The organism is Rhizobium bangladeshense (assembly GCF_001662075.1).
In the GTDB taxonomy this organism is placed as follows: Bacteria; Pseudomonadota; Alphaproteobacteria; order Rhizobiales; family Rhizobiaceae; genus Rhizobium; species Rhizobium bangladeshense_B.
The window spans coordinates 440,282-464,015 of sequence record NZ_LYPL01000001.1 but is presented as its reverse complement, the minus strand read 5'-3'; the positions used below and the strand labels follow the sequence as shown (position 1 = coordinate 464,015).

21 protein-coding genes are annotated in these 23,734 nt (G+C 59.9%); 9 read left to right on the top strand and 12 right to left on the bottom strand.

Annotation, left to right across the window (positions count from 1 at the left end; genetic code table 11):
- Positions 1 to 85: 85 nt before the first annotated feature.
- From A7X77_RS02245 to A7X77_RS02210, 8 genes are all read right to left on the bottom strand, one after another.
- Entirely contained in the window at positions 86 to 883 is a 798-nt protein-coding gene (locus A7X77_RS02245; RefSeq protein WP_064681379.1) for a lysophospholipid acyltransferase family protein, read from the bottom strand.
- Positions 884 to 910: 27 nt separating this feature from the next.
- A complete protein-coding gene (locus tag A7X77_RS02240) occupies positions 911 to 1,339 on the bottom strand; it encodes a Fur family transcriptional regulator (protein WP_010028198.1) in 429 nt (142 codons plus the stop codon).
- 83 nt (positions 1,340 to 1,422) lie between these two features.
- The gene (locus tag A7X77_RS02235; RefSeq protein WP_064681378.1) at positions 1,423 to 1,917 is read right to left on the bottom strand and encodes a GNAT family N-acetyltransferase; all 495 of its coding nucleotides are present in this window, start codon (positions 1,915 to 1,917) and stop codon (positions 1,423 to 1,425) included.
- A gap of 1 nt (position 1,918) precedes the next feature.
- Positions 1,919 to 2,578: a tRNA (adenosine(37)-N6)-threonylcarbamoyltransferase complex dimerization subunit type 1 TsaB gene (tsaB, locus tag A7X77_RS02230; RefSeq protein ID WP_064681377.1), complete on the bottom strand. Its 660-nt coding sequence runs from the start codon at positions 2,576 to 2,578 to the stop codon at positions 1,919 to 1,921.
- An 88-nt stretch (positions 2,579 to 2,666) separates the two neighbouring features.
- Positions 2,667 to 3,233, bottom strand: a complete 567-nt coding sequence (locus A7X77_RS02225) for a NifU family protein (protein ID WP_064681376.1) — start codon at positions 3,231 to 3,233, stop codon at positions 2,667 to 2,669.
- Positions 3,234 to 3,342: 109 nt separating this feature from the next.
- Positions 3,343 to 3,834, bottom strand: a complete 492-nt coding sequence (locus A7X77_RS02220; protein WP_010027937.1) for a universal stress protein — start codon at positions 3,832 to 3,834, stop codon at positions 3,343 to 3,345.
- 86 nt (positions 3,835 to 3,920) lie between these two features.
- The gene (gene trpS, locus A7X77_RS02215; RefSeq protein WP_064681375.1) at positions 3,921 to 4,985 is read right to left on the bottom strand and encodes a tryptophan--tRNA ligase; all 1,065 of its coding nucleotides are present in this window, start codon (positions 4,983 to 4,985) and stop codon (positions 3,921 to 3,923) included.
- A 97-nt stretch (positions 4,986 to 5,082) separates the two neighbouring features.
- Entirely contained in the window at positions 5,083 to 5,481 is a 399-nt protein-coding gene (locus A7X77_RS02210; RefSeq protein WP_064681374.1) for a VOC family protein, read from the bottom strand.
- A 183-nt stretch (positions 5,482 to 5,664) separates the two neighbouring features.
- On the opposite strand from A7X77_RS02210, the gene A7X77_RS02205 reads away from it, so the two are divergent.
- Positions 5,665 to 6,093, top strand: a complete 429-nt coding sequence (locus A7X77_RS02205; RefSeq protein WP_064681373.1) for a YcbK family protein — start codon at positions 5,665 to 5,667, stop codon at positions 6,091 to 6,093.
- Positions 6,094 to 6,444: 351 nt separating this feature from the next.
- Here A7X77_RS02205 and A7X77_RS02200 read toward each other — a convergent pair whose 3' ends face one another.
- Positions 6,445 to 7,527 carry an aldo/keto reductase gene (locus A7X77_RS02200; RefSeq protein ID WP_064681372.1) on the bottom strand — a complete coding sequence of 361 codons (1,083 nt, stop codon included), beginning with the start codon at positions 7,525 to 7,527 and terminating at the stop codon, positions 6,445 to 6,447.
- A gap of 17 nt (positions 7,528 to 7,544) precedes the next feature.
- On the bottom strand, positions 7,545 to 8,519 hold the full coding sequence (locus A7X77_RS02195; protein ID WP_197486780.1) for an MBL fold metallo-hydrolase: 975 nt from the start codon (positions 8,517 to 8,519) through the stop codon (positions 7,545 to 7,547).
- Between the two features lie 95 nt (positions 8,520 to 8,614).
- On the opposite strand from A7X77_RS02195, the gene A7X77_RS02190 reads away from it, so the two are divergent.
- The 8 genes from A7X77_RS02190 to A7X77_RS31870 all read left to right on the top strand — a co-directional run bounded on the left by A7X77_RS02190 (position 8,615) and on the right by A7X77_RS31870 (position 18,788).
- The gene (locus tag A7X77_RS02190) at positions 8,615 to 9,586 is read left to right on the top strand and encodes a LysR family transcriptional regulator (protein WP_082928758.1); all 972 of its coding nucleotides are present in this window, start codon (positions 8,615 to 8,617) and stop codon (positions 9,584 to 9,586) included.
- Between the two features lie 635 nt (positions 9,587 to 10,221).
- Positions 10,222 to 10,413: a hypothetical protein gene (locus tag A7X77_RS02185; protein WP_064681370.1), complete on the top strand. Its 192-nt coding sequence runs from the start codon at positions 10,222 to 10,224 to the stop codon at positions 10,411 to 10,413.
- Positions 10,414 to 10,617: 204 nt separating this feature from the next.
- Positions 10,618 to 11,874, top strand: coding sequence for an efflux RND transporter periplasmic adaptor subunit (locus A7X77_RS02180; protein ID WP_082928757.1), 1,257 nt, complete (start codon positions 10,618 to 10,620; stop codon positions 11,872 to 11,874).
- Positions 11,875 to 11,887: 13 nt separating this feature from the next.
- Positions 11,888 to 15,031 (top strand): efflux RND transporter permease subunit, encoded by a 3,144-nt coding sequence (locus tag A7X77_RS02175; RefSeq protein WP_064681368.1) that lies wholly within the window; start codon positions 11,888 to 11,890, stop codon positions 15,029 to 15,031.
- 285 nt (positions 15,032 to 15,316) lie between these two features.
- Positions 15,317 to 16,036 carry a response regulator gene (locus A7X77_RS02170; protein WP_064681367.1) on the top strand — a complete coding sequence of 240 codons (720 nt, stop codon included), beginning with the start codon at positions 15,317 to 15,319 and terminating at the stop codon, positions 16,034 to 16,036.
- A complete protein-coding gene (locus A7X77_RS02165; RefSeq protein WP_064681366.1) occupies positions 16,033 to 17,547 on the top strand; it encodes an ATP-binding protein in 1,515 nt (504 codons plus the stop codon). Before A7X77_RS02170 ends, A7X77_RS02165 begins: the two co-directional genes overlap by 4 nt.
- 316 nt (positions 17,548 to 17,863) lie before the next feature.
- Positions 17,864 to 18,001, top strand: a complete 138-nt coding sequence (locus A7X77_RS32915) for a hypothetical protein (RefSeq protein WP_156668071.1) — start codon at positions 17,864 to 17,866, stop codon at positions 17,999 to 18,001.
- 316 nt (positions 18,002 to 18,317) lie between these two features.
- A complete protein-coding gene (locus A7X77_RS31870) occupies positions 18,318 to 18,788 on the top strand; it encodes a hypothetical protein (protein WP_082928747.1) in 471 nt (156 codons plus the stop codon).
- A gap of 400 nt (positions 18,789 to 19,188) precedes the next feature.
- Here the strand turns inward: A7X77_RS31870 and murJ are convergent, their stop codons facing one another.
- Together murJ and A7X77_RS02150 are read right to left on the bottom strand one after the other, a co-directional pair.
- Positions 19,189 to 20,775, bottom strand: coding sequence for a murein biosynthesis integral membrane protein MurJ (murJ, locus tag A7X77_RS02155; protein WP_064681364.1), 1,587 nt, complete (start codon positions 20,773 to 20,775; stop codon positions 19,189 to 19,191).
- Entirely contained in the window at positions 20,772 to 23,678 is a 2,907-nt protein-coding gene (locus tag A7X77_RS02150) for a [protein-PII] uridylyltransferase (RefSeq protein ID WP_064681363.1), read from the bottom strand. Before A7X77_RS02150 ends, murJ begins: the two co-directional genes overlap by 4 nt.
- Positions 23,679 to 23,734: the final 56 nt, after the last annotated feature.

The following is a 23,734-nucleotide window of genomic DNA, read 5'->3' as shown; positions in this document are numbered from 1 at the left end:
AATCTTGTTTTAGCAGCCGCGCAACGACATGCGAGGAACAAGGAGCTAAAGCGCGGGGGGCGAATCTGAGAGATCGCGACGCGCTTTAGGAAATTTCCCGCCCGCGCAGGCGGCTATTCAAGAGGTTGCGGATGCGCGAGGCGATCGTCGCGCTCACCTCCTTGCGGTTGGTGTCGGCGCGGTATTCCACCGCTTCGCCGAAGGAAACCTCCGCGTCGAGGGCGCCGCATCTGACGATGTCGATCAGGTGCGGCAAGAGCTCAATATCACCCGGCCAGGCGGCGAGCGGCCTGTGATAGCGTCCCATCGGAATGCCGTGCACCCGGGTATAGGCGATCGCCACCGGTTGCACCACGACTGTCCCCGTCGGCGAAGCGGGCACGGCCATCGCGGCGGCGCCGAACAGCGAGGATTTCACCTCCAGCAGCCGGTTGCCGTCCGAGGTCGTGCCCTCCGGGAAAAGCACGATGATTTCGCCGTCGGCCATGCGCCCGGCGATCTCATTGGCCTGATGGCCGGTTTTGCGCCTCTCCTCGCGCACGACGAAGACGCTTTTCTGCAGCTTGGCGAGCGTTCCGAAGATCGGCCAGTCGGCCACCTCGATCTTGGCGATGAAGGCGACGTCGGCCACGGCCGACATCACCATGATATCCATCCAGGACGAATGGTTGGAGCAAAGCATCAGCGGCCGGCGATCTTCCAGCCTGCCGGTGACGCGCACGCGGATGCCAAGGCAATAGCAGATGATACGGTGCCAGACGCGCGGCAGCCGGCGGCGCAGCCGCCAGTCGAAACGCAGCGACAGCAGCTGCAGCGGTATGAGCACGATGCTGACGGCAAGGATGACGGCCGCAGCCAAGGCAATGCGCAGCCAGGCGATCAAAGGTGCTGCTCCCGGGCGGCCATTGCTTCAGAGATCGTCCTTCTTCAACGGAATGCCGTAGAGCTCCAGGCGATGGTCGACCAGCTGGAAGCCGTGTTCGCGGGCGATGCGTTCCTGCAGCGCCTCGATCTCCGGCGAGCGAAATTCGATGACCGTGCCGGTTTTCAGGTCGATGAGGTGGTCGTGGTGCTCTTCCGGCACCGTTTCGTAGCGCGAGCGCCCGTCGCGGAAGTCGTGGCGGGCGATGATGCCGGCATCCTCGAACAGTTTGACGGTGCGATAGACGGTCGAGATCGAGATTTTTGCATCGACTTTCACCGAGCGGCGGTAGAGCTCTTCGACGTCGGGATGGTCTGCCGAATCTTCCAGGATACGCGCGATCACGCGGCGCTGCTCGGTCATGCGCATGCCGCGTTCGGCGCAAAGCTCCTCAAGGGTCTTGGCTACATCAGGCATGGCCCGCCTTCAAAAATATTCGCGTTTCGACAACGCCCGCACGGTCGTCGCGCCGGCCGGCCTGTCATCTCTCTGCCACGGAACTACCGAAGAACGCACTTCATGACAAGCGCCGTGGAAAGGGCGCCGTTTTCCTGCTTGTAGTAGCCTTGGCGCTCACCGACCTTCTCGAAGCCGAGCTTGCGGTAGAGGCCGAGCGCGGCCGTATTGCCGTTGTCGACCTCGAGAAACATGCTCTCGCCGCCGCGCGCGCGCGCCTCCCGCATCGCCGCCTGCATCAGCCGCCAGCCGAGCCCGGAACGGGCGACCTTGGCCTGCACGGCGATCGTCAGGATTTCCGCCTCGCCGGCGACCTCGCGGGCAAGGATGAAGCCGGGCAGCGGCTTTTTCAGGATGGCATTGGTCTGGCGCGCGACGAAGCCGAACACGGTCTCCTGCGACAGCAGGCTGTGGAACTCGCCGTCGCCCCAGGGCCTTGCGAAACGCTCGCCATGCAGGATGGCGACGTCGCGGCAATCCTCGCGCTCCATGGCGATAATCTCGAATTCCGGCTTCAGCGTCAGATAGGCTTCCAGCATGTCACACTCGTCGCGCAATCGCATATCCGGCCTGCGGTTTGGCATCCGGTCCGCGCAGATAAAGGGGCTTTGGCTTTCCGGCATCGGCGGCGGCAGCACCGAGGCGCGCCACTACCGAAATCGGAAACACGTTGGCATGGTCGCCGCCCGCGTCCGCCTTCAGGAGCGGCGTTGCCGAGCCAGTGATCTCGCCGTCGAAGCCGGCGGCGAAAGCCTGGGCATCGGCGACGCTTGCCGCCCGCGGCGCATCGAGCGGAGAACCATCCGCCGCAAAGGACTGGAGATAAATTTCGTCCCGCTTGGCGTCCACGGCCGCAAGCACCGCGCGGCCGGGCGTCCTCTCACGCTCTGCGGCCGCCATCACTTCGAGTGTGGTAACGCCGACGACGGGGATTTGCAGGGACAGCGCAAAACCGCGCGCTGCGGCAACGCCGACGCGGATACCGGTAAAGGAGCCGGGGCCAATGGTGACGGCGAGGCGGTCGACCTGGGAAAGCGTCATATCGGCCTGAGCCAGCGCACGGTCGACGATATCGATCAGATGTTCAGCATGCCCCTTGCCGATCATGTCCGATGCCTCCCCCAGCACCGTATTCCTGCCGCTGTCATAAACGGCGGCAGAGCAATCTACACCTGCCGTGTCGAGCGCCAGAACGATCATGCTATCAATTTCCGAATAAACTCTTGTCGCTAACCATAAACCCGTCCGGCCGAATGAGAGATGAACGGCCGGAACGAATTCGAGATTTTCAAGCGGCAATCACTTCCTGCACTTCGGGTACGAAATGGCGTAGCAGGTTCTGGACGCCGTGCTTCAGCGTCGCCGTCGAAGACGGGCAGCCGGAGCAGGAGCCTTTCATGTTCAGATAGACCTTGCCGTCCTTGAAGCCGCGGAAGGTGATGTCGCCGCCATCCTGGGCGACGGCCGGGCGCACGCGGGTCTCCAGAAGTTCCTTGATGGTCAGCACGATCGATTCGTCGCTTTCGTCGAAGAATTCGTCGCCGGCATCGGCGTCTTCGGAAAGGATGGACGCGTCGCCCATGACCGGCTTGCCGGACATGAAATGCTCCATGATCGAGCCAAGGATAGCCGGCTTAAGATGCTGCCATTCGGCATTGTCCTTGGAGACGGAAATGAAGTCGTAACCGAAATAGACGCCGGTGACGCCAGGAATTTCGAACAGCCGGGCGGCGAGCGGCGAGGCCTCCGCCTCCTCGGCGCTGCGGAATTCGGCGGTGCCGTTTTCCATGACCACCTTGCCCGGCAGGAACTTCTGCGTGGCGGGATTCGGCGTGGCTTCGGTCTGAATGAACATCTGGCTCTCCATGCGGCGGGCCCAAGACCTCAGCCGTCTTTAGAATTCTTCAAAAGAAAATAGGCCCATTGCCGGATCTAATCAAGAGACTTGTACTCAAGAAATAGGCTCAGCAGAGGGCGTCAATTTCCTCGTTCGTCAGCGTATCCGGCAGCACGGTCACCGGAATCGGAAACGCCGCCGCACGTCCGGCGATCGACGAGACCAGCGGTCCCGGACCTTCCTTCGCCGAACCGGCGGCCAGAACGAGGATCGCCACATCGCGGTCGTCCTCAATCACCGCGTTGATCTGTTCGGCCGCACCGCCTTCGCGGATGACGATTTCCGGCTCGATGCCGATCGTCTCGCGCACGATCTGGGCGATCTTGGCGACGGTCGCTTCGGCCTCTTCGCGGGCTTCCGCCCGCATGATCGCCTCGACGCCCAGCCATTGCTGGAAATCCCCGTCGGGAATGACGTAGAGCAGCACCAGCCCGCCATTGGAATTCTTCGCGCGCCGGCCGGCATAATGAACGGCGCGTTGGCATTCGGGTGTACCGTCGATCACCGCCATGAATTTGCGGCGATGACCTTCGAGCCGTGAGAGTCGCTTCGATACCATGCGGCGGACTCTGACACCCGAAGGGGAAAAATTGCAAGCTCAGTTTTTGCTCCTCTTCCCCCAACCGGGGGGAGAGGAGATGTGCCTTAATACAGGAAACCGATGACGTCCCGCAGCTGGTTCATCGTCACCTCGGCGCGAGCCCGGGCGCGTTCGCTGCCCTTGCGCAGGATCGCATCGATGTGGCTGGTATCGTCCATCAGCCGGCGCATTTCGCCGGTGATCGGCGCCAGCACCTGGATGGCGAGATCGACCAGCGCCGGCTTGAAGACCGAGAACTGCTGGCCGCCGAATTCGGCAAGCACTTCCGATTTCGACTTGTCGGCAAGCGCGGCATAGATCGCCACCAGATTGTCGGCTTCCGGCCGGCCCTGCAGCCCGTCGACCTCGCTCGGCAAGCCGTCCGGATCGGTCTTTGCCTTGCGGATCTTCTTCGAGATCGCATCCTCGTCATCCATCAGATTGATGCGCGACAGGTCCGAAGGATCCGATTTCGACATTTTCTTGGTGCCGTCGCGCAGCGACATGACGCGCGGTGCCGGTCCGCCGATCAGCGGTTCGACCATCGGGAAATAAGCATGCACCGGCTCGTCGCCGACGGTGATGTCGACGCCGTAGCCGGTCCTGCTGATATGCTCGGCATAATCGAGGTTGAACTTCATGGCGATGTCGCGGGCAAGCTCGAGATGCTGCTTCTGGTCCTCACCAACCGGCACATGCGTGGCGCGGTAGGCGAGAATGTCGGCGGCCATCAGGCTCGGATAGGCGTAGAGGCCGAGCGAGGCTTGCTCGCGGTCCTTGCCGGCCTTGTCCTTGAACTGCGTCATGCGGTTCATCCAGCCGATGCGGGCGACGCAATTGAAGATCCAGGCAAGTTCCGCATGCTGCGGCACGGCCGACTGATTGAAGACGATATGTTTGTCCGGATCGATGCCGGCGGCGATGAAGGCGGCGGCAATCGAGCGCGTCTGGCCCGGCATGTCCTCGTGGACGAGCTGCGCCGTGAGCGCATGCATGTCGACGACGCAATAGATGCAGTCATTGCCTTCCTGCAGCGCCACGAAGCGGCGGATCGCGCCGAGATAATTGCCAAGATGCAGATTGCCGGTCGGCTGCACGCCGGAGAATACGAGTTTCTTGAATTCGCTCATGTCGTCCTCAATAGGCTGGTGGAGGGCCCCAGGGCTTCTTCGCCTGTGTTGCTAACGCGGCGGCTTATGCACGGGCAACCCGTCGCAATCAAGGGGTTCAGCCTGCGGCATGCTGGATCAGATCGAAGCTGTTGCCGTAGGGATCCGCAAAGACTGCGACCGTGCCGTAAACCTCATGGCGCGGCTCTTCTAGAAAGCGCACGCCGGCCGCAAGCATTGCGGCGTGGTCGCGCGCGAAATCGTCAGTCTTCAGGAAGAAGCCGACGCGACCGCCCGTCTGATTGCCGATCGCCGCGCGCTGCGTCTCGTTTGCTGCCTGCGCCAGCAGAAAGGCGGCGCCGTCCCCGCCTTTCGGCTTCACGACCACCCAGCGCTTGCCGTCGGGCTGCTGTTCGTCCTGAAGGCAATCGAAGCCGAGGGCATCGCAATAGAAAGCCTTGGCGCGGTCGTAATCGTCGACGACGAGGGTGACGAGGAACAGGGACTGGGCTGTCATTCGATCTCCTGGTGGATGTTTATTCCATTTCGAGGCGGGAATTTCCCTGATTTTAAGCCAAATTGATCAGGATGTTTAGCTAAAATTGAGTATAAAATTTCACAAAAAAGCTTTTATTGAACTGAAAATCCTCGGCCGCGCTGGCGGCCCAATGGTCGCCGCGCCAACCGCCCGGAGGGACCCATGCAGAACCTCGCTTCGCTCGCCATGGCAGGCCTTTTCGCCCTACAATCAGCAACCATCGCCGTCAGTCAAGACTTCAAGAGACAAGCCCTGCATCTCACCAGGCACGAGGCGCGCCTCGCTTACGCGGTGCAGACCGTCAGTGTTCGCGCCGGCTGTTTTCCCACCCGTTTGCGGGCCATCCTCTCCCACATCGCCGCGAAGACCGGCCGCCGCCCGATCGTGACGTCGGGTCACAGGCCGCATCCCCGCCGCCACGGCTCTCTGCATGGTAAATGCCTGGCCGCCGACATCAGGATGCCCGGCCTGTCGGAGCGCACCATCGTTGCCGCCGCAAAAAGCGCGCCGGGCATCGGCGGCATCGGCACCTATTGCAACGGCATCGTCCATGTCGACGTCGGGCCGAAGAGGCGATGGGTGGATTGCTGAATCAATCCAAGAAAGTGCTGCTCGGCCGGGCAAGTCTGCGGGTCCGACGGACAGCCATTCCACACGGTGACCTTCTCAAGGCGGCCGAGGGAGAGCGCCGCAATTCATTGATCGGGTTTCCCACCGGAAGCTCATCACGACGCGGGAAACGGGTAGGCCGGCAGGCCGCGTCGTGATGAAGATATCACCTCGAGCGAGCCGATCTTCACGACGATCGTTCATCTCCAGTTTCTGCGATTTACAATCAAACGACGCCGATTTGCCAAATCGGCCCTCGTCCTTTCGTTCCGTCGAGGGCAAAATGGTTTCAAGGCCCTGAGGCGCCCGGTGCGTTGGGCGACTTCGGTTCGGTTACCGTAGCCGTCTCGCAGCCTTTGCCTGCGCTTCTCTTATGAGGCCCGAATACATCTGTTCTTTGCCCGGATACCACGGCATTGAGCCGATGGAAGAGAAGCCGGGGATCGTTTCCATATGTGCGACCATGCGCTCGCGCATACGGTCGTCCGGAAGGGGCCCGGTCATCGCCTGAATGTTATCGCTCATATGATCGGGGTTTGACGTTCCGCAAAGAACGCTCGTGACGGCGGGGTTGGCCATGACCCATTTCAGGAAGAACTGTGCCCAACTTGTCGCCCCGAATTCCTGCGCGAAATCTGGAAGACGGTGGCCTTCAACCACCTTCATCAGCCGCGCCTTTTCAAGCGGCAGGTTGACCAGCACCGCGACGCCCTTGTCGGCCGCAACAGAAAGCAGCCGTCGTTCGGCGTCGCGATTGAAGATCGAGTAGTTCGTCTGGACGAAATCCACATCGTCGCGCTCCACGATTGCTGTCAATTGTTCCTGCGCCGCAGACTCGTGATGGGTCACGCCAACGTGTCTTATGAGGCCTTCTTTTTTCCACGCCTTCATCAATGGAATGATGACGGGCGCGTTGGTGAGGCTGTGGCACTGCAGGAGATTGATGGTGTTACGCCATGTCCGCAGCCTTGATTGCCTGAAGCTTTCCTGCGCATGGCTTTCGTCGCCGAGATACTCTCCCGTCGACCAGACTTTGTTGGCAAGGAACAACTGATCAGCGTGCGCTGTCTCTCCCATAAATTGGCCGACGCTGACTTCGGCGGAGCCGTAGAGCGGAGACGTGTCGACGACACGGCCGCCAGCTTCAACATATCGCTTGAACACCTGACGGAGATCGTCGCGGCGATCGCCCGGCTTAAGATCGAAGGTGAGGAACGTGCCAAGGCCGAGGGCCGAGACTTTTTCGCCGGTGCGCGGCAAGGAGCGGGTAAGGAGATCAGGATTTGACACCCTATCAGGCGCTGCAGAGCTAGTCTCCTGCCCCTGCGCGGAGCTGTGGGCGGTCAAGGCCAGGCCTGTTGCCGCTACCCCCATTGCCCCGAGAAATCCACGTCTGTTGAACTTGGACTCATCCATCTGAGATCTCCTGGTACTCAAGCGTTAGTGTCAAACTGCCAGACGGCGGGTATCCAGGCGTAGCCGCCGTCGGTCTTGAGCATCCGGCCGAGGCCCGGGAACGGAAAGTGGAACCCAAGTACGAGCATGCGGTCGGCGACCGCTCTGTCGAAGATGCGCTGGCGAGAGGCCAGTGCCATCTCCTTGTCGCGATCGGGGCCGGGGCGCCACGGATTGTCGACGTTGACGACGGGGTGATAGGCAAGATCCGCTGTCAGCAACAATTGATCGCTTCCGGAATGGATGAGGAAGGTTGCCATGCCCGGCGTGTGGCCGGATGCGACGATCGTCGTGAGGCCCGGTACGATTTCTGCCCCTGCCTCATACAGTTCCACATCCTTCTCGACTGGCTCAAGACTGCTCTTGATGGCCGCTGCAAAGCGCACACGGAACTCCTCGGGAACCGGCATGTAGGACAGATCGGGAGCTGACCCGACAAAGAAATCCCAGTCGGCCTTCGGCAGGAAGACAGTTGCACGCGGAAAAGCCTTGCCGCCGTCTGCGGATCTCAGATTGCCGACATGGTCCGGATGGGTATGCGAAATGATGATGGCGTCGATGTCTTCTGGCTTGAGTCCAATCGCTGCCAAGTTCCCGAAGATGCGACCGCCCTTCGGCCCCATGGTCGCGCCGGCGCCCGCCTCTATGAGAATTCGTCGGCCAGCGGTTTCGATGAGAAGAGTGTTCAGGTTGAGTGTCATATGGTCGGTGGGCAGAAAGGCGCGTCGTAACACCTCCTGGAGCTCTGCTTCCGGGGCATCACTCGCGTATACTCGAGGCGGACCGCCGATCACGCCGTCGCTCAGGACCGTTGCATTGATTTCTCCGACGCGGAAGCGATAGTGGCCGGCATTGTCGCTGAGGCGGGTTGCGGTCTGTGCGTTTGCGGCGCCCCTTCCGAAACCAATCCCCGTTGGAAGCATGCCTGCTGCGCCAGCGGCCGCAGCGAGCATCACAGCACGTCTGTTGAGACTAAACGAGTTCACGGTATTTCCTTCCAAAGCAGCTGCGCACGAAAGGACGGCGCTGGGACTGAATAGGATCGATGATGACAGCCGCGCTGCGCGCTGATAAGTCATCCAATCCAGATCAGCTTGATAAGGTCAGCTTCGCAATGATCCCGCTTCGTCTGGATAGCTTTGATGTTTTCGTAGCGATCGTGCGCTGCGGCGGATTTCGGGCCGCGGCCCTGGAACGCGGCGTCTCCTCTTCGGCCTTGAGCCAAACAATCAATGCGCTGGAAGAAGCGCTCGGCATTCGCCTCCTCAACCGGACCACGAGGAGCGTTTCTCCAACGGAAGCAGGTCAGCGTCTCTTGGACCGCCTCACCCCGGCTTTGATGGACATCAAGCTCGCTATCGCCGAAGTCGATGAACTCAGAGACAGCCCCTCAGGCACTCTGCGCATCAACGCGCCTGCGCCTGCCGTCGATCACCTTCTCTGTCCTCTCGCATTCGATTTCATGGAAAAACACCCGCAGGTGAAGATAGAGATCATCAGTGATGCGGCGGTGATCGATATCGTCGACCAGGGCTTCGATGCTGGGGTGAGATTCGGCAAACAGCTCGCTCATGACATGATCGCAGTACCGCTCGGGCCATCTCTTCGCTATTCCATTGTTGCCTCACCGGCTTATCTTCAACAACAGGGTATGCCGCGAGCGCCGCATGACCTCGTCGGCCATGACTGCATAAGGCGAAAGTTCCCGGGGGGTACACTTGTGACATGGCGGTTTGCCCGTGAGGGCGAGGAACTCGACATTACGCCGACCGGGCGCCTGACGCTCAGTTCGGCACACAATGAGCTTCAAGCGGCTCTGGCCAGCAGGGGCATCGCCCATATTCTGAGTGACTATGCCAGGCCGCATATCGAGAGCGGAGCGCTAGTTGAGCTGCTCCTCGACTGGAGTCCCGTCTTGCCAAGCTGGTTCTTGTATTATCCCAACCGCCATCTTCCGAGCGCAGCTATGCGCGCGTTTCTCAACCACTTGAGAAGCTACAAGTGGAATGCGAACAGATAACGGACGTGTTCTTGCTTGCAATGGAGATAGCGCCGCTAGAGGAACGCGGCTGGAAGCCGCATTCACCGCCGCGCGATACGACGCGCTGCTAGAGCTTTTCCGGGTTAGATTGAAGCGTTCTGCCGGAGCAGGGTTTCGTCAGGGCAAAGGCGATTGGCGACGGGCATACCCCTAGGTACGTCCGAGCCGATCGCCTTTGATCCTGGCTAGAGATGCCCGGCCCACCGGCCGCACCGCTTCGCCATGGCGAAGCGATCAGTGCGTCCGGCGATTTTCAAGTCTTGCAGATTTGCTGGGCAAATCTGCGGCAGGGTTGGCTCAAACGGGGCCGGCTGATCGGCCGGCCGGCTTGGCCGTAGAGCTGGGCTACGACGCGCGCCAGCCGGTCGACCATCCGCCCCCGTTTGAGCCAACAGAATGCTTCAATCTAACCCGGAAAAGCTCTAGGTGCTCTCGACCCGACGAGCGGTCAACAACAGACCGCACATCGCCTGCCTCGTTTTCGCTGCGACTGAGTCAAAAGCCCTCCGCCTGGCCTGGAGGGTCACTGTCCGGCATCACTTGTTACATCTTCGGCACATCCAGGTGACATCGCGATGCCACTATCGAGGAAGGAAACAACCTGGAGAAAGAAAATGTCTCTTGGACTTTGGCAGCTCCGCGAGGCCAAACGGGCTCTGACCATCTTCTGTGAGGACAACAACCTCAGCTTGAATGATGAGGCCGCCCTCAAGGCGGCACAACAACTCCTGCAAGTTGCCCAACAGCGATCCGGCACTTCGGACCAACTCCTTCGTCACTTACGAAATGACAATACAGGTCAGTGAAAGCGTTGCTAGATGTGCCCTGTGTGACATCGCATCGAATTTCCCCAGCTCCCGATGCGACGGGCGAATTACAGATTGATACATTTTGAGGGATTTGCGGCATAGCCGCACGACAACTCCCCATTAAGTTCCGCCGAACGTCCGCAGGGCGCGTTTGGCGGGTTTTTGCCGCCGCAAATGACCTTTTGCACGATGGTGTTTCAAATGATGCGACGTTACCGAGAAGTCTCCTTTCGAATGGTCGTTGGTCTATGCGGTGCCCTTGTGGTGGCTGCCTTTTACGCTGACGTCGCGGCTCAGCAATCGGGAACGGGCCAGGAGCCGCAAGTAAGCGTCCAGACACTGGAGCAGCAGGTGGTGACGCTCACGCGCGAATTGCCGGGAAGAACAAGCGCCCATGTCATCTCCGAGGTCAGGCCCCGGGTGACCGGCACCATCCGCCGCCGTGTGTTTGAAGAAGGCAGCGTCGTCAAAGCTGGCGATATATTGTACGAACTCGACCCGACGTCCTTCGAAGCCAACTACCGAAACGCACAGGCTGCCCTACGCCGGGCCGAGAGCGCTGTCCCCAGCGCTCGCGCCAGGTTTGATCGTTACCGAAGGCTGAGCATCAATGATGCTGTCAGCCAGCAGGATCTGGACGAGGCCCGCACTCAGTTGCTTCAAGCAGAGGCGGACGTCGCAGCGGCGGCAGCGGCATTGGAAACGGCGCGTATCGAACTTGGCTATACGACGATTGTGGCACCAATCGCCGGGCGTGTGGATGCCTCTAACGTCACGCAAGGCGCGCTTGTCACGCGGGACCAGGCGCAGCCCCTGACCGTCATTCGTCAGCACGATATCATCAATGTCGATCTTGTGCGCTCAAGTGCCAGCCTCTTGGCGCTGAACAAGGCGCGCACATCCAACAGCGTCAAATCAAACGGCGAATTTGTAACGGTCGAGCTCAAGCTCGAGGACGGCTCGCGCTACCCTCATCCCGGCAAGCTGCAGTTTCTAGGGTCGGCGGTTTCGCAGTCGACAGGCATGGTCTCGTTGCGTGCTGTTTTCCCCAACCCGAACGGCATCTTGATGCCGGGCATGTATGTGCGTGCACTGATTGAAGAAGGCTTCGTCGAAAACAGTTTCCTCGTACCGCAACGAGCCGTCTCCCGCAATCCGCGGGGACAAGCCACCGCTAAGTTCGTCACCGACGAGATGAAGGTCGAAGAGCGTGTCCTCAGCGTTGATCGCGCCATCGGAAACAGCTGGCTCGTCACCGATGGTGTGGCCGAGGGAGATCGCGTCATCGTTGAGGGTTTTCAGCGAGCCGGAGTGGGACAGCAGGTCCGGACGAAGGTTGTGGTGGTCGAAGATGAAACGGGTGAGGTGCGAGATGCAGCGGAAGCTTCTGCGTCATCGCCGGAGCCAAGACGCGAGGCGCAGGCTCTCGCCGGCACACTGACCCCGTCGCTTCAGTAGGATCATTCCGGCCATGTCCCGTTTTTTCATCGAACGACCTATCTTTGCCTTCGTCCTTGCTATAGCGATCATGATGGTGGGGGCTTTGTCGATCCCGACATTGTCGATATCCCAATATCCCCAAATCGCGCCGACTGCCGTTCGCATCACCGCAAATTATCCTGGAGCTGATGCCAGGACAGTTGAGGACTCGGTCACGAAGGTGATCGAGCAGGGGATGACCGGGATCGACAGCGTCGATTACATTTCATCGAACTCTACAGCGACCGGTGAGGCTTCGATCACGCTGACTTTTACCAGCGAAGCCGACCCTGACGTGGCGCAGATGCAGGTTCAAAACAACCTTCAGCTCGTTGAAGCGCGCTTGCCGCAGGAGGTTCTCGATAGCGGACTGACAGTCTCAAAGTCGACTGCGAGCTTCTTCCTGATTGCTGCCCTTGCCTCGACCGACGGCGGTCTCAATGGCAACGATATCGCCGACTTCATCGATACATCGCTCATGGACACGCTCAGACGGGTGCCAGGCGTAGGGGAGGCACGGCTGCTTGGATCGGACCGTTACGCGATGCGGATTTGGATTGATCCCGACAAGTTGGCTCAGCACGGTTTGATGGTGAGCGATGTAACACAAGCTGTACGCGCGCAAAACACGCAGGTTTCCGCTGGACAGCTCGGTGCTCTACCGCAACGCCGGGGTCAGCAACTCAATGCGACGGTCACGGCAGGCAGTCGTTTGCAAACCGTCGAGCAGTTCGAGGCAATCATTCTGGATAGCGCCGCAGACGGCTCGGTCACCCGCCTTAATGACGTTGCAACGGTCGAACTCGGAGCCGAGAGCTACACCAACTCGAGTACGTACAGCGGCAAACCAGCCGCAGGAATTGGTTTCAGATTAACGTCCGGAGCGAATGCGCTGGAGACGGCGGAGGGCATTCGCGCCGAGATCGAGCGGCAACGGGTGAATTTTCCTGCGAATGTCGAAGTCCATTACCCATTCGACACATCGCCTTTCGTCCGATTGTCGATCGAGGGCGTGGTGGTGACCCTGATCGAAGCCGTCCTTCTCGTCTTCGTCGTCATGTATGTGTTTTTGCAGAATATAAGGGCCACGATCATTCCGACGTTGGCCATTCCTGTTGTGCTGCTCGGAACGTTCGCCGTTCTGGGGCTACTCGGCTATTCCATCAACACGCTGACAATGTTCGGAATGGTGTTGGCGATTGGCCTTCTGGTGGACGACGCCATCGTTGTCGTCGAGAACGTCGAGCGGGTGATGGAGGAAGAGGACCTCGGCCCACGCGAGGCGACGATCAAGTCAATGGGCGAGATCAGCAGCGCCCTGATAGGGATAACAACCGTTCTGGCCGCTGTGTTTATTCCAATGGCCTTCTTCTCCGGCTCCGTCGGCATCATCTACCGGCAGTTTTCAGTGACTATTGTCACGGCGATGATCCTGTCTGTTCTTGTTGCATTGGTGCTCACGCCAGCTCTCTGCGCATCGCTCCTCAGGCCGACGCATGGATCAACCAGGGCTGCACCATTTCGCTGGTTCAATGCAGGCTTCTTGAGCTTCACGAACGTCTATCAGCGTACCACCGCACTCCTGCTTCGCCGCATTGCCGCTGGCGTCGTAATGATCATCGTGATCTCGGTTGCAGTTGGTGTTTTGTTCACAAGGCTGCCTTCCGCTTTCCTGCCCGAGGAGGATCAAGGACGCCTTGTAACCGCGGTTCAGCTGCCACCGGGCGCAACGGCTGACCGGACTCGGCGAGTCCTTGATCAGGTGATCGAACATTATCTGACGAACGAACGTGACTACGTGGAGGGCATATTCGGCTCGGTTGGCTTCAGTTTTGGCGGGCAAGGGCAGAACGTGGCAACCGTGTTTGTGGCGCTTAAAGACTTTGAGCAAAGGCAAACCCCGGAATCCTCGGCGGCAGCGATTGCACAACGCGCTATGGCCGCTTTCGCGAAGATATCCGATGGTCGCGTGGTCGCACTTGCTCCTCCTGCTATCCCAGGTTTCGGCAACAATAGCGGCTTTGATCTCTTTCTCCGCGACACTGGGAACGCGGGACACGAGGCCCTCATGGCAGCCCGAAACCAATTATTGGGCGCCGCGACGCGAAACGAACGATTGACGGGTACACGTCCGAACGGACAGGACGACACTCCCCAATATTCAGTCTCCATCGATCGGGACCGCGCGAGCGCATTGGGCATTAACCTCTCGGATATCGACACGACATTGTCTTCGGCTTGGGGAGGCACATACGTAAATGACTTCCTGGATCGCGGTCGCGTAAAGCGCGTGTATGTGCAGTCTGATGCTGAATTTCGCATGCAGCCTGAGGATTTCGAGCGTTGGCATATCCGCAATAATCTAGGTGAAATGGTCCCCCTGTCGTCCTTATCGACCGGGCACTGGGGCTTCGGCTCACCGAGACTGGAGCGATATAACGGCGTCTCAGCAGTCCAGCTTCAGGGTTCCCCCTCAACCGGAGTGAGCTCAGGTCAAGCTATGCAGGAGATCGATCGCATGGTCGATGATTTGCCAGCGGGGTTCTCCCACCAATGGACCGGTCTATCAGCTGAGGAACGGCTTGCCGGAAACCAGGCACTTCAGCTTTACATCGTCTCTGTACTCGTCGTTTTCCTAGCCCTAGCTGCACTTTATGAAAGCTGGACGATACCGTTTTCCGTCATGCTTTCAGTTCCGGTGGGCATTCTGGGAGCACTGGTCGCAGCGACGCAATTTGGGCAGCTGAACGACGTTTACTTTAAGGTTGGGCTACTCACGACAATCGGTCTCACAGCAAAAAACGCGATCCTGATCGTCGAGTTTGCGACTGCGGAGGAATCGAAGGGCAAGGGTCTTGTTGAAGCGACACTCGAGGCTTCTCGTCAACGCCTGCGGCCGATCCTGATGACCTCCTTCGCTTTCATCTTGGGGGTCCTGCCCTTGGCAACCGCCTCCGGCGCCGGCGCCGGTAGTCAAAATTCAATTGGCATCGGAGTGATGGGTGGGATGATTTCCGCTACGCTCCTTGGCATATTCTTGATCCCCGTACTCTACGTCGCAACACGAGCGCTGGCCGGAATCAGAACGCCGAGATCACCCCATTCTCAGTTGGCGGCGGACGTCCCGGCAGAATAGGATCAATATCCAAGCCTATTGTGACATGCGCTTTTTAACCGTGGCGGTCATCCTGGCCGCCTGTCTTCCTCACTTGCAGGTGGGTCCCATGCACCAGCGTCCTGGCCAACTTTCTTGAGCATGGCGAAGACCTCGGCGGCAAGTGCCGTGAAGCCGTCTTTCGTAACGATGTCCGTACGGATCACATTCTTGACGGGCGTCGAGCTGTGAAACTTTGATACACTTTTTCGGCTGCGAGTGGCCGCTATTTTGATGTATCGTCCATGATGAAATGAGGATACCAGGATGGAGGATACCGCGCACATAGTGGTTGTTGATGATCACGGCGATATACGGGATCTCGTTCGCCAATATCTTGAACAGCAGGGCTACAAAGTCAGTGCCGTGGAAAGCGGCGCGGCACTACGACGCCTGCTCGAGAAGCAGGCCGCTGACCTGGTCGTCCTCGATGTGATGATGCCTGGTGACGATGGGCTTTCGGTATGCCGCCAACTACGTGCATCGACGGGCATTCCCATCATTTTCCTGACGGCCATGGCGGACGATACGGACAGGATCATCGGATTGGAACTTGGCGCCGACGATTACATCGTGAAGCCTTTCAACCCCAGGGAGCTGCTGGCTCGCATTCGGGCGGTGTTGCGCAGATCCGGCAATCCCGCTTTGCAGGTCAGCGTTGCCAGCTCGAAGAACGTCCGTGTCGGACCGTGGCGCGTCAATCTCGGGCGGCAAGAGATTTCCGGTCAGGACGGCGTCGGAATTTCCCTCAGTTCAGCGGAATTCCGCCTGTTGAAAGTCTTCATCGAGCGGCCTGGACTTGTCTTGAGCCGAGAACAGCTTCTCGACCTGACCGTCGGTCGGACTGCCGACATCTTTGATCGCAGCATCGATAACCAGGTCAGCCGATTGAGGAAAAAAATCGAAGACAATCCTAAAAATCCGACGATCATCAAGACGCACTGGGGCGGCGGATACAGCCTGTCGGCAGAGGTATCTTTGGAATGATAAGAAATTGTACGAGAAGCCTCGCTGCGCAGTTCATCGGCTTTACGCTTGCGGCTTTGCTGATCGCGCAGGCGATAACGTTTGTAATATCGTGGAAAGAGCATTCTAAGGCATTGGATGCCGCCGCGAAAAGCGAGTTTTTCAGTCGTGCTCGCACGATGACCCTTCTTGTCAATGCGGCTGCTCCACAGTTCCGACAGCAGGTGCTGACGGCCAGCGAAACCGGAGATTCAAGATTTTGGATCAGCGATGGTGAGGCGGCAGAGGCGCCCGCGTGGCGATTGGAGGCCGTGCGGCAATTTGGTCGACCGCTTGAGAACTATGTTGATCTGGTTCGGGTTTTCGAAGGTGGCACAGCAGTCGCACGGATTCCCAACGCCAAGAAGGTTGCATCTTCCAATCAGGGCGAAGATTGGAAGACTCCTGATCAAGAGCTATGGGCGCTGCCCCAGCCGGTAAAATACGTCTATTTTGACGGAGCTCGCGGATACGGCATGGTGGTCAGACTGGATGACGGCAGATATCTCAACTCGGCCTTCTACATGAAGCAAGGTAGTTGGTGGACGTCGACGTCATTGCGTTCTCTTGTTCTGACCGCTGTCGTCCTTGCTATCATCGGGGTTTTGATAGGAAACCGCATCGCCCGCCCGCTTAAGAGCCTTGCCAGGGCTGCGGAGGCACTCGGTCGCGGCGAAAACCTACCCCCTTTGGAGGAAAAGGGCCCGGAAGAGGTCCGGCGCACGGCCTCCGCGTTCAACCAGATGCAGGCGCGTCTGCATCGGTTCATCGATGACAGAACAAAAATGCTGGCCGCGATCGGTCACGACCTGCGCACCCCGCTGACCTCTCTGCGCTTGAGAGCAGAGTTTGTCAAAGACGAAGAGATCCAGCGAAAAATGTTGACGACCATCGAAGAGCTTCAGAACATGACTGAGGCCGCAATCTCGTTCGCCCGGGGCGAGTCCACGGCGGAAGAAACCCGTCCGATTCAGCTGGAAGCACTGGTCGGCAGCATATGCGATGATCAGGAGGATCTGGGCCATCCGGTGACGTTCGTCCGCACCGACAAGATAACTTATCGGTGTCGGCCGGACGGACTTAGACGGGCGGTTCGAAACATCGTCGAAAATGCAGTCCGATACGGCGGCGAAGCCAAGGTATTCATTCTTCAAACGGGAGCTACCGTGGATATTGTCATCGACGATCGCGGGCCAGGAATCCCCAACGATATGAGAGAGAAGGTCTTCGCGCCATTCTTCCGATTAGAAGCATCCCGAAATAAGCAGACTGGTGGTATCGGGCTTGGCCTTGCAATTGCCAGAGCAGTCGCCCGGCAGCACGGCGGCGACATCGTCTTCGTCTCAAGAGACAATGGATTGCGAACTGTTATCTCGCTTCCGCTCTATGCTGAAGGTGAGGCAGAGCGAACACGCAGAGCAAAACGATGGAGCTTGAGAGCGGCGGTCGCGCGATCGCGCCGTGGGCGACGAGTGGATCCGGTCTCTCCTTGATCGCGAATCGCTCCCAAGGAACCGTAGCCGCATTTTCCTATGCCTTTGCGGGCAGAAGACGATGAAAGTATCTCGCGCTTGAGTTGGCGCCCAAGCTTGGCTCAAGTCGCGCAAAGGCGCACACTCGGTCTCCGGCGTTCAACTCCGCGGCAGCCGCGACATCTCGATACATTTCATTACAGTTCGAGCTTCTGCCGGGACATTCCTGCGACACAGTCGCGTTAGGCTTCCTCCAGTCGAAATCGGAGCCGATAACGAAAGGGTACGCCCGGCCGACGCTTCGTTAAAAATCCACTGGAGATTAGAGGAAGCCGCCATGGAAAATCACAGCGAGGAATACATTAGCCGGTTGCATTTCACTGCGTACGGCGTGGGCCGGGGCTTGCTGGCCGACATCCTGCTCTTCGTCTTGATCGCCGGAGTCGGTTTGGCAATGATTTCCACGACGGCCTGAGCGGCCGCCAAAACGCGATTCATTGGCCTGTACGTTCGCACATACGCAGGCGGAGAGAACTTGACGATGGCCGAATAGCCAGAACAGGTTCCGGCCGCCCGACCAACTGCGGTCGGGAAGATCCGCAGAATTGAACAAGCTTTGTACATCGGCGGGCAAGTCTTGAAACTTGCCGGCCTTTATGCCCGGGAGTGTCTGACATCTATCATTGAGCGGCCGTTGCCAATGCTCTCTATCACGCAACTGGCATCCGGGTTCGCCGCTCGCCCATCCGCATCGAAGAAATATTGTAGATCATCCGAGAAAGGATCTTTAAATGCTGAAGCGATCGGGCCGAATTCTGTCGCGAGCAGTCGCGGTCATTCTCGCGTTGAGCGGCGGCGCGCTGGCTCATCATGGGGTAACAGGTAAGTACGACGCGTCGGTTCCGATCGTCTTGGTGGGGGAGGTGACGGCGACGGCATTCAGTCCACCTCATCCGGTTGTAACGGTACGCGTCGACTCCGGCGATCTTCCTGACGGGGAGCTCGGCCGGAAAAATGAGTATTTCGGACCGCCGGTGGTACGGCAAGAGGATGTGGGGGCAGAACGTGTTGTTGAGTTTTCGCCGGTGCGCATGTTCTATGATTTGGAAGATAGACTGAAGGTCGGAGATCGCGTCACGATCGTGGCACTCCGCAACTGCTTTCCGACACATCAACTACGGAGCACATGGCTGCGTCTCTCCAATGGCGAGGTCATTTCTTACGAAGGCGACTGGGCGCGGGGAGTAAACGGATGCAGTTAGCCGCTATCTTCCAGTGGATTGAAGCCTTCCCTGCAGTCTTGCGCTGAAGCACCTGCCCTTTATTGACTACGCCGCATCGGGCGGAGGCAAATAAGGCGGCGATTTTAAATGCAACGGGTCAGCCGCTTTTTCCTTTCGCCTGAGTGGGCACCGGCTTTGCTCTTCCTCACGAGTGATCTGGGAAAGCCGCGTCATCAGCGCCGACAGCGAAGCCAGGCGACTATTCGGTCGTACGTGACGATGACGAAGATCCCAGGCTCATCCACGGTTGTACCCGGAGGGGAAAGCGGGCGACTTCGTCACGCCTCTGGCCGGGTGGGCCACCCGGCCAGAGGCTCAATCGCTTCCATCGCACAAAATCACTAACGTGCAGATGCAAGGGGCTGGCCCCGGCAATCACCTAGCCTTGTGCGTCTTCTGCCGCCACCGGCTTGCGGTTCAGATTACGGCGGATCATGCCGAGATCGGCTCCGCCGATCAGGAAGGCGGCGGCGAAATAGACCATCATGGAAATCGCGATCAGCAGCCCCAGCGTGCCGATCTTGGTGAGAAGCGGCGCGCCCGACGCAAGCCAGGGCGCGAAATAATGTTTGAGGAAGACGATCGCCGCGCCCATGACGGCAGCAGCGACGATCAGAAGGGCGGCGCGTTTTGCCAGCGCCCATTCCCATGTCAGGTGGCCGCGGCGCAGCAGCGTGGTGAACAGCAGCACGGTGCTGATCCAGCCGGCGGTGGCTTCGGCGACGGCGATGCCGGGCGCGCCCATATAGGGGAAGAGTGTCAGCGCCGTGGCGCAGTTGGTCGCAACGGCGATCGCCGAGAAACGCATCGGCGTCTTGGTGTCTTCGCGGGCATAGAAACCCGGCTGTAGCGCCTTGATCAGTACGAAGGCCGGCAGGCCGATGCCGTAGATGGCCAGGATCGAGCCGACGACGAGGGTGTTTTCCTGATGGAAGGCGCCGCGTTCGTAGAGCACGCGGATGATCTCGTCGGACAGGATCCACAGCGCGAAGGCGGCGGGAATGGTCAGGAACAGCACGAATTCGATCGAGCGGTTCTGCAGGTTGCCGGCCTCGCGTTGGTGGCCAGCCTTCAATGCGCGCGCCAGCTCCGGCAGCAGCACCACGCCGACGGCGACGCCGACGACGCCAAGCGGCAGCTGGTAGATGCGGTCGGCATATTGCAGCGCCGCGATTGCGCCGTCGCGGGAGGAGGCGATCGCCTGGCCGATCAGCTGGTTGATCTGGGTGATGCCGCCGGTGACAGCGGCCGGCACGGCCAGAATCAGCAGCCGCTTGACGTTCGGCGTCATCTTCGGGAAGCGCAGGCCGATGCTCATGCCGGCCGCAAGCACGCCGACATAGACGACGGCAAGCTGCAGCACGCCGGCGGCAAGAACGCCCCAGGAAAGATACCAGGCGGTCGCCAGCGGATCGGCACCGATATAGAGCGCATAGACCAGCGCCCCGATCATCACCACGTTCAAGAAGACCGGAGCGATCGCGGCGGCGAAGAAATGATGCAGCGAATTCAGCATGCCGCTCATCATTGCCGTTAGCGACATGCACATGAGATAGGGAAACATCACGGCCGCCATGCGGATCGTGATCGAGAATTTCTCAGGATCGTCGGCGAAACCCGGCGCGATGATAAAACGCACCAGCAGCGGCATGGAGAGCTCCATCACGATGGTGATGAGGAGCAGCACCGAAAACAGCACGCCGAAGACTTCCTCGGAAAAGCGCTTGGCGCCATCCGTGCCGTTCGCCTCGATCTCCTTGGCAAAGAGCGGCACGAAGGCGGCGTTGAAGGCGCCTTCGGCAAACAGCCGGCGAAACAGGTTCGGAAAGCGGAAGGCGGCGTAGAAGACGTCGGCCATCGGGCCGGTGCCGAGTGCGGCCGCCATCAGCGTTTCGCGGGCGAAGCCGAAGATCCGGCTGCCGAGGGTGGCGCCGCCGACGGTCGCGAATTTCTTGACGAGGCTCATGCTGGGGAATCGGCTTTCTTTTCGGCTGGGGGCGATGTCCGGGCGGTGGCGGCCGGCGCGATGATGCCGGAAGGCATGCGTTCGCGCAGTTCGTCCTCCTCCTCGGCCATCACCGCCTTCATCCGGGCAGTGATGTTGGCGCGCTTGCTGTCGCCCGATATTTTCTGGCCGACCAGATCGGTGACGTAGAAAGTGTCGATCACCTTCTCGCCGAAAGTGGTGATGCGGGCCGACTGGATGTCGAGCGACAGATCGGAGAGCACGGCGGTGATCTCCGAGAGGAGGCCGGGCCGGTCGAGGCATTCGACCTCGATGACGGTGAACTTGTTCGACAGGCTGTTGGTGATGTTGACCGATGGCGGAATGACGAAGGCTTTGCTTTTCTTGCGGTTGCGCGCGCGCGTGGCGATGACTTCGGGCAGGCGCTTGCGCCCGGACAGCACGTCCTCGATCATCCGTCCGATCGTGCCGGCGCGGCGCAGCTCGTCGGCATCGTCGGCAAACTCGCGGCTGACATGGATCGTATCGAGCGCTCGTCCGTCCGAGGTCGTGAAGATCTGCGCGTCGACGATGTTGGCGCCGGCCGCTGCACACGCCCCGGCGATGACGGCGAGCAGGCGCGGATGGTCGGGCGACAGCACGGTGATCTCGGTGATGGCGTGGAAACTGTCGGTCCGCACCATAGTGGCGAGCGCCTGGCCCGCCTTGTCGGCCTGGCGGATGAAATGGGCATGACGGAGCTGGTCTTCCAGCGGCACGGAGAGCAGATAGGGCTGGTAATGTAGCTTGGTATAGGTGTTGCGGTCCTTCTGGCTCCATTCGGTGAGCGCGCCGCGCAGCGCCTCGGCGGCGGCATTGGCCCGCTCCTTGCGCGAAACCTCGGAGAAGCCGCCGGCCAGCAGCAGCTCGGTCTCGTAATAGAGCGTGCGCAGAAGCTGGCCCTTCCAGCCGTTCCAGACGCCAGGCCCGACGGCGCGAATATCGCAGATCGTCAGGATCAACAGCATTTTCAGCCGGTCGAGCGACTGCACGCGGTCGGCGAAGTCGATAATGGTCTTGCGATCGGTGAGGTCGCGGGTCTGCGCCACCATCGACATTGTCAGATGTTCCTCGATTAGCCAGACGACAATTTCCGTCTGCTTCTGCGAGAGACCGAAGCGGGCGCAGAGCTTGCGGGCGACGCGAGCGCCGGCGATCGAATGGTCCTCCTGGCGGCCCTTGGCAATGTCGTGGAGGAGAACGGCGACGTAGAGGGCCTCGCGGTCTTCAATGTTCGAGATCAGCTTGTTGGCAAGCGGATGCAGATCCTCGGCGCGCCCCTTGTCGATCTCGGAGAGCACCTCGACGGTGCGGATCAGATGTTCGTCGACTGTATAGTGGTGATACATGTTGAACTGCATCATCGCGACGATCTTGCCGAAATCGGGAATGAAACGGCCGAGCACGCCGGCCTCGTTCATCCGGCGCAGGATCAGCGCCGGGTCGCGCTTCGATGTCAGGATCGACATGAACAGGCGGTTCGCCTCGTCGTTTTCCCGTAAGCTGTTGTCGATCAGGGCAAGCGAACGGGTGACGCGTTTCAGCGCATCGGGATGAAATTCGAGCCCATTGATGTCGGCGACATGGAAGAGCCGCAGGATGCTGACCGGATCGCGCTTGAACACCTCCGCGTCGGCGAGTGCGATGCGGCCGCGGTCTTCGACGAATTCGACGCTGCCGGCGATCTTGCGGGTGCGATGGGTGAAACGGCTGATGACGCCGGTGAGGCCGGGAATCGATTTGGCCTGCTGGTCTTCGAGTGCGGCGCACAGAATGCGGGTCAAATCCCCGACATCCTTGGCGACGAGGAAATAATGTTTCATGAAGCGCTCGACCGCCGAAAGGCCGGGACGGGTGTGATAGCCGAAGGCTTCGGCGATCTCGCGCTGGATGTCGAAGGACAGCCGTTCTTCGGCCTTGCCGGTCAGGAAGTGCATGTGGCAGCGCACCGCCCAGAGGAAATCGTCGGCCTTCTCAAGCAGGCGGTATTCGTGCTTTGACAGGACGCCGAGCTTGACCAGCTCCGCCTGGTCGCGCACGTGATAATAATATTTCGAGATCCAGAACAGCGTGTGCAGGTCGCGAAGCCCGCCCTTGCCTTCCTTGACGTTCGGTTCGACGAGATAACGCGTGTCGCCGGCCTTGCGGTGGCGTTCGTCGCGCTCGGCAAGCTTGGCGGCGATGAACTCAGGGCCGGTGCCGGTGACGATTTCTTTGTCGAAGCGGGTCTCGAGCTCCGTTTCCAGCCGCTGCAACCCGCAGATAAAGCGCATCTCCAGAATGGCGGTGCGGATCGTCATGTCTGACTTGGAAAGCGCGATGCATTCCTCCACCGTGCGGGTGGCGTGGCCGACCTTGAAGCCCATGTCCCAGAGCACATAGAGCATGAATTCGACTGCCTTGTGCGTCTCTTCCGCCGGTCGCGGCAGGAAGAGGAAGAGCAGGTCGATATCGGAGCCGGGCGCCAGCGTGTCGCGGCCATAGCCGCCGACGGCGGTGACAGCGAACTTGTCCTTCTGCTGCGGAAAGATATAGGCGGTGGCGAAATTGTAGAGGACGGTGATGATCTGGTCCTGCAGCCAGGAAATCCGGTAGGCGCAGTTGAGCCCGCTGCCGTCGGCGGCTAGCGCCGCGCGCGCCTTCTGCCGGCCCTCGATGCTCGCCTTTTTCAGCACGGCGAGGAGATCGGTGCGCATGATATCGGGCCGGTTCCGGTTGGCTTCGGCAACGGCGTCGCACTGGTTCTGCAGCAGCTCGGTGTCAAGGATCCTGGAGAAATCGAGGTCGCGCATTGCTTTCGCCGGAGTGGCGTCCTGTTCATGCCGGGCTGCCGGTTCGCGGCCTGCCGCTGGTTTCGTCTGCATGCGCTATAGCCTCTTTACCGGCGATTGACACAGGTCCTCATACTGCAAGACCCTTT

What these genes read in the sequence shown, in the direction of transcription:
- A7X77_RS02240 (WP_010028198.1), bottom strand. Translation starts at nt 1,339, where the DNA reads ATGCCTGATGTAGCCAAGACCCTTGAGGAGCTTTGCGCCGAACGCGGC.
- A7X77_RS02235 (WP_064681378.1), bottom strand. Translation starts at nt 1,917, where the DNA reads ATGCTGGAAGCCTATCTGACGCTGAAGCCGGAATTCGAGATTATCGCC.
- tsaB (WP_064681377.1), bottom strand. Translation starts at nt 2,578, where the DNA reads ATGATCGTTCTGGCGCTCGACACGGCAGGTGTAGATTGCTCTGCCGCC.
- A7X77_RS02225 (WP_064681376.1), bottom strand. Translation starts at nt 3,233, where the DNA reads ATGTTCATTCAGACCGAAGCCACGCCGAATCCCGCCACGCAGAAGTTC.
- A7X77_RS02220 (WP_010027937.1), bottom strand. Translation starts at nt 3,834, where the DNA reads ATGGTATCGAAGCGACTCTCACGGCTCGAAGGTCATCGCCGCAAATTC.
- trpS (WP_064681375.1), bottom strand. Translation starts at nt 4,985, where the DNA reads ATGAGCGAATTCAAGAAACTCGTATTCTCCGGCGTGCAGCCGACCGGC.
- A7X77_RS02210 (WP_064681374.1), bottom strand. Translation starts at nt 5,481, where the DNA reads ATGACAGCCCAGTCCCTGTTCCTCGTCACCCTCGTCGTCGACGATTAC.
- A7X77_RS02205 (WP_064681373.1), top strand. Translation starts at nt 5,665, where the DNA reads ATGCAGAACCTCGCTTCGCTCGCCATGGCAGGCCTTTTCGCCCTACAA.
- A7X77_RS02200 (WP_064681372.1), bottom strand. Translation starts at nt 7,527, where the DNA reads ATGGATGAGTCCAAGTTCAACAGACGTGGATTTCTCGGGGCAATGGGG.
- A7X77_RS02195 (WP_197486780.1), bottom strand. Translation starts at nt 8,519, where the DNA reads ATGCTCGCTGCGGCCGCTGGCGCAGCAGGCATGCTTCCAACGGGGATT.
- A7X77_RS02190 (WP_082928758.1), top strand. Translation starts at nt 8,615, where the DNA reads ATGACAGCCGCGCTGCGCGCTGATAAGTCATCCAATCCAGATCAGCTT.
- A7X77_RS02185 (WP_064681370.1), top strand. Translation starts at nt 10,222, where the DNA reads ATGTCTCTTGGACTTTGGCAGCTCCGCGAGGCCAAACGGGCTCTGACC.
- A7X77_RS02180 (WP_082928757.1), top strand. Translation starts at nt 10,618, where the DNA reads ATGATGCGACGTTACCGAGAAGTCTCCTTTCGAATGGTCGTTGGTCTA.
- A7X77_RS02175 (WP_064681368.1), top strand. Translation starts at nt 11,888, where the DNA reads ATGTCCCGTTTTTTCATCGAACGACCTATCTTTGCCTTCGTCCTTGCT.
- A7X77_RS02170 (WP_064681367.1), top strand. Translation starts at nt 15,317, where the DNA reads ATGGAGGATACCGCGCACATAGTGGTTGTTGATGATCACGGCGATATA.
- A7X77_RS02165 (WP_064681366.1), top strand. Translation starts at nt 16,033, where the DNA reads ATGATAAGAAATTGTACGAGAAGCCTCGCTGCGCAGTTCATCGGCTTT.
- A7X77_RS32915 (WP_156668071.1), top strand. Translation starts at nt 17,864, where the DNA reads ATGGAAAATCACAGCGAGGAATACATTAGCCGGTTGCATTTCACTGCG.
- A7X77_RS31870 (WP_082928747.1), top strand. Translation starts at nt 18,318, where the DNA reads ATGCTGAAGCGATCGGGCCGAATTCTGTCGCGAGCAGTCGCGGTCATT.
- murJ (WP_064681364.1), bottom strand. Translation starts at nt 20,775, where the DNA reads ATGAGCCTCGTCAAGAAATTCGCGACCGTCGGCGGCGCCACCCTCGGC.
- A7X77_RS02150 (WP_064681363.1), bottom strand. Translation starts at nt 23,678, where the DNA reads ATGCAGACGAAACCAGCGGCAGGCCGCGAACCGGCAGCCCGGCATGAA.